Below are 4,917 nucleotides of genomic sequence, written 5' to 3'. Positions count from 1 at the left end.
TTGCACCTGCTGCTCGAACAGTTCGTGGATGCACCGCTGCGACGGATAGGCCGCCGCCGTCCGGTTCAGCTCCTCCAGCAGATAGGTGCGTTCAGCCGCCGGCAGGATGTCGATGCGGCCGACTGGCTGCCCCGCATCGGCCATCACACCATTTAACAAAGTTTGCAAATGCTGCGTCATGCGGTCGATCTGCTTCGGCGCTAATCGACTGGTATCAAAATGCCAGCGAAAGCTCCCATCCAGAGCGCAAACCTCAAAGGTCAGCAAATCGCCGCATAGGGCTGGGCCAGCTCTGTGGCTCGTCATCAGATCGCCAGCGAGGGAGCAGCTCTCTGTCCTGATTGTGATGCCAATCGGCCAGGGTCGGTGCGAGCGTAGCGCCTCCACACCTCGCAATGTCGGGCAGCGCGCGACAAGATCCCGGGCAAAGCTACCGTGCGCCCTCAGCTGAGCGAATTCGGCCGCTACGGTTTTGCGCAAGCCTTCAAAATCATGTGCAAGATCAATGGTCACTTCCATCGGCACGACAGAAGCGATCAACACCTCGATCGCTTTCGAGCCGGTTCGCCATCCATCCGGTTCATGCATCCACCCCAGTTGAAGCTCTGTTTCTCCGGTGATGCGGGCGAAATAGATCAGCCAAGCCGTTACCAAGTATTCCGAGCGATCGAGTGAGGACAGTTTAGCCAAAGCACTTGGACTGAGCCACGAACTCGACTGCCATCTGTGCGGCGCCGCAGCCACGAACGACGACAGGAAAGGAGGATGCAATACTCTAAACTGCCCGAGCCGCTGTCGCCAAAAATCCTCCCGAGGCGCCAGCAATTCATGGGTGGCAGTTATGCTCCGCGCCTCATCATCGCTCAAGATCGGAAGGCGACCACCTTCTTCCAGATTGGAGTGCCTAGCGAGGGCGCGCGCGTCCAACACCTGACCATCGGAGTTGCCAAAGCAAACATCAACATCCTGCGTACCCGTCGCCACACGCCAATGGCTGGAGTGGACTTCAAGAAGGGAACCTGCCGGAACGCCTGATCGTCGAGGCAACACCTCCACGCACCTGACTGTGACAGCCTCATCACCTACGAGCGCCTTGGGCAGACACATTGGATTGGGATGATATGGCCCAAAGCCTAGGGCCCGCGTCATCGCCGACAACTCTTGCGCGGATTGATCCCATCGCAGACAGCCTGCCGCATCTGGGCGTCGACGTCTCGGAAAATAGCTTCTGCCCGCCAGCGCCTGCGGATAGGCCGTAAGCTTCCCGTTTTCGAGGCCAGTTAAGAGTTCGCGGAAGCCTTCGATCGCGGCTTCATAGCATTTAAGGTTCAGGGTCAGCGCCGTATCGGTGGGCGCAATCAGCACTTGGCGCTGAACCACGACGTCCCCCGTATCAACACCATCATCGATCCGATGCCACGTGATGGCATATTCGGTCTCTTGCGCCAGCAGCGCCCAAGACGTCGCGTGCGTTCCCGCGTATCGTGGCAATGGACCGTCGTGATAATTGAAAGCACCTCGATGCACTCGCCCAAACACGTCCGGTGACAATATGAACGGATTGGCAATGGAGAAAATCCAATCCATCGGCTCAGCCTTCAAAAAAGAAGAGAGCTCTTCAACGCTTGCTACAGACGGGATGTTCGAGCGAACAGCCCAATCGCGGAATACGCCGTCGGCACACAATGCTGCACCAATGACGTGGCCCATCTCAATTGCCAGCTGCGCGCATCTGATAGCGAGCGTACCACTGCCGACAACGACGGTAGGGGAGATCGATCGCGCTTCATGATCGCCTGGTTGGCAGGCGCTACCGCGCGCCGGAGATGCCCGATATGTCATCTTCACCGCTCCTGCAGTCCATCCATCAAGCTGGGCATTCCCACCAGTCGCGCCACGTAGCGACTCAAATCAGCCACACTGGTTCGAATTTGGCTCGGGATAACCGCGCCCACAGTCGCTTGCGCAATATGGGGGTATTGGCGGTGCCGAAACTCTTGCGCGCCGCCCAGATCTTCCAATGTCGCGGGCAGGCCCCACGCTTCCAGATATCGTCTCCGGCAGAATCGCGGCTGCCACCTTAACCTGGTCTGAGTTTCCGGTGAGCGAGATCATCGGACGACTTCTCTCAGTCAATGCGCCTTTATAGAGGAGACTACGCATGTATCGTGCCAAAGGAGAAATCGTTCTCTGTCAGTATGCTAGCCCTAACACTGCTATGTCACTTATCCGACTTCGCCGGACATCGTACCAATTGAGCGCGCTATCAATCGGCACGAGGCTTCTGGAATCTCGCCTGATGTGTTCCGGGCAAAGAAAAGCGGAGCCTGGAACGTCAAAGTGATTTTTCTGGCCCGGCCGCACCGCCTTGTCGGGTGTGACTCTCCTGAAATTCGGACAATGCAGGCTAAAGCGTGATGGCATTAGGTTTGATAGCCTGCGATTTTGAGGTAGCGAGCTATCGCTGAAAGTTGGTGACGGCGGGAATCGGGAAGGCGGCATATCGTGGGGGTGCTCAACGCCTCCACTTCTCCACCGAAGGAGCGATATGCCGTGTCCAGAGATAACATCATCAAGCTGATTCAGCCAGGAAACGTCGACGATCAACTCACCGAAATCTTGCGTAATGGGGCGCGTGCTCTGTTGGCCCAGGCGGTCGAGGCCGAGGTCGTCGCGGACTTTGTCGGCAAGCATGCCGATCTGAAGACTGCGGACGGCCACCAGCGCGTCGTGCGCCGCGGTCACCTGCCGAAACGCGAGGTGATGACCGGTATCGGTCCGATCGCCGTCCGCCAGCCGCGTGTACGCGATCGCGAGGCGGACGCTACCGACCCCAACCGCATCGGGTTCTCTCCGTCGATCCTGCCGCCCTACATGCGCCGCTCGAAATCGATCGAGACGCTGCTGCCGATCCTTTACCTGAAGGGGTATCTCCACCGGCGACTTCTCCGAGGTTGTAGCATTCTCGGCCTCAGCGAAGCTTTGGAGCGGCGAGCCGAGAATCCTGATCGAACCACGGCTCTTTTCAAGCGGACGCCACGAGGCGTGGTAGCCCAACCTTCCGCGGAAGCCACAACCAGTCGGGCTCTGGAAGCTGATCACGAACGAATAGCTGTCGCTGCCCGCACTCCATATTTCCATGTCTTCGACAGCGCGATGGAATTGCAGGGGCATCAGGCTCCGTTCGCCAGGTCAACCCGAGAACGAATTGCTTCGGTCGAACGACGGCAGCTCTCGCCGGCAAATTGCGTTACCTCTCAAGCCATGGCATAGATCTGGAGTTCCTCGCAGCTCGGCTTATTCGGCCCAGCCAGCTGCCTCGATCCCGCCCTTGAAAACTACGAGATGTGAACGTGTTCTGCGACGCAGAAACGCATTCCTTGGCGTCAATTTGTCCTAATGTTTGTCATTTCGATCAAGTGCCTGAGCTGGTAGTTGACCGCGACACGAGGCATTGCCTGAGAGAGGGTGGGATGCAAATCCCGATAATTGTGGACTTCAGAGATAACAGCGAACAATAGCGTCCTATCCGCCGCGGAGGCGATCGTGCTTGGGGTGGTCCAAAGTTCGGTCTCGCTGCAAAACACAGTAGGGCAGCCAGCCTTGCCGACGTGGCTTGGCGCCGGCCTGTTCATTCTGCGGCACATGCACAGCCTGTCAGATAAGGTGCTGTGCGCTCGCTGGATCGAGAACCCCTACTACCGTGTGCCACGAACACCGGCGGCGACGCCGGTGATGCTGTGTTGAAGATGGGAGTTGGCCTCCCGGAGCCGGCCTGCAGGGGCAGGCTTCAAACCACCTCATGCTGCCGCGTTCAAAAGGCGCGGTGGTGAGCGATGAGGAACAAGGCGGTGAATGAAACCGTCAGGTAAGTGACAAGAAGATGAGTGCAAGCGAACCGCCGATGACGTATCGAAATGGGTTCAAGACGCTGTCAAAACGGGCGTGGGGTAGTAGCGCTCGGAGGAGTGTGGGCGGAGCCTGTTTACGGCCCACATAGGCGGCATGATCTCGTCACAGGCTTCAACACGGAACGTGGGAACCTGACGCAATGCGTCAGGGGCGGAGCAACCCGTAATAGTGACGAAGCGGCTGTAATGGCCGTGGAGCAAAGGGGTTGCGTTATCCTACCGGCGTCACTGCGCCAACCGGGAATACCGGGAGGAGCACGGTGAACTCCGGCAAACCGTTGCCCATCACCAAACGGATGGTGTGGGAGGCCTATAAGCTTGTGAAGAAGAAGGGCAAGGCGGCGGGCGTCGATGGCCAGAGTCTAGAGGACTTTGCCGGCGATCTTGAGAACCACCTCTACCGGCTGTGGAATCGGTTGGCGTCAGGAAGTTACTTCCCGCCACCAGTGCGGCGGGTCGAGATTCCCAAGGCCGGCGGTGGGGTTCGTCCTCTTGGCATACCGACGCACCACGCATAATGCACCTCATACAGTTTGCGTTGGGGATGATGGATGAAGATGCCCGGAATTTGCCACCCATTTTCGCAGACGTCGATCAACAGTGTTATCAATCGCGATGGCGTATGGCGCATTTGGTTTGCCGTGCACCGCTGAGACAACGCCGCGCTCGATCCAGTAGTGGACGACCCACGGGCTGACGCCATATCTCTCACGAACTTGGCTGACTGTAAGCGTTCCGGTCGAAAGCGACGGGCCGGGGATAAGATGCTTAAACCGGATCCAACGTACGATGCTGACCGTGAAGGGCTTGCCGGTTGAGCTTGTCAGCCCTTCGCCATTGAGCCGTTGGACGATCTCTTTATCATCGTATTTTTCCGCCATCGTACGGATTTTAGGTAAGCGGAGCTTTTCTCCCATTTGATTGACTGGTTTCGCTTCGGCTTTCGCTCTGCGATCCTTGGCTTGTCAGAGAGCCGAGAGGAGACTGAAGGCGATGGAACAATCGG

The 4,917-nt window shown here is 58.0% G+C and carries 2 protein-coding genes and 3 pseudogenes; 3 read left to right on the top strand and 2 right to left on the bottom strand.

Features of this window, described 5'->3' with window-relative positions:
- Nucleotides 1-1,710, bottom strand: a 1,710-nt coding sequence (locus QJT78_RS48440) for a formyltransferase family protein (protein WP_281460761.1), incomplete at its 3' end; no start/stop codon positions are given.
- A 795-nt stretch (nucleotides 1,711-2,505) separates the two neighbouring features.
- Between QJT78_RS48440 and QJT78_RS48435 the strand changes: the two are divergent.
- The 3 pseudogenes from QJT78_RS48435 to QJT78_RS48420 all read left to right on the top strand — a co-directional run.
- Nucleotides 2,506-2,962: pseudogene (locus QJT78_RS48435) on the top strand (transposase); the annotation flags it as partial.
- 629 nt (nucleotides 2,963-3,591) lie between these two features.
- Nucleotides 3,592-3,705, top strand: a pseudogene (locus QJT78_RS48425) (transposase); the annotation flags it as partial.
- Between the two features lie 466 nt (nucleotides 3,706-4,171).
- Nucleotides 4,172-4,417 (top strand): annotated as a pseudogene (locus QJT78_RS48420) (group II intron reverse transcriptase/maturase); the annotation flags it as partial.
- An 18-nt stretch (nucleotides 4,418-4,435) separates the two neighbouring features.
- On the opposite strand, the gene QJT78_RS48415 reads toward QJT78_RS48420, so the two are convergent.
- Entirely contained in the window at nucleotides 4,436-4,828 is a 393-nt protein-coding gene (locus tag QJT78_RS48415; protein ID WP_281460760.1) for a hypothetical protein, read from the bottom strand.
- Nucleotides 4,829-4,917: the final 89 nt, after the last annotated feature.

The organism is Bradyrhizobium sp. Mp27, assembly GCF_029953005.1.
Lineage (GTDB): Bacteria > Pseudomonadota > Alphaproteobacteria > Rhizobiales > Xanthobacteraceae > Bradyrhizobium > Bradyrhizobium barranii.
This window is presented reverse-complemented; position numbering and strand designations above follow the sequence as displayed.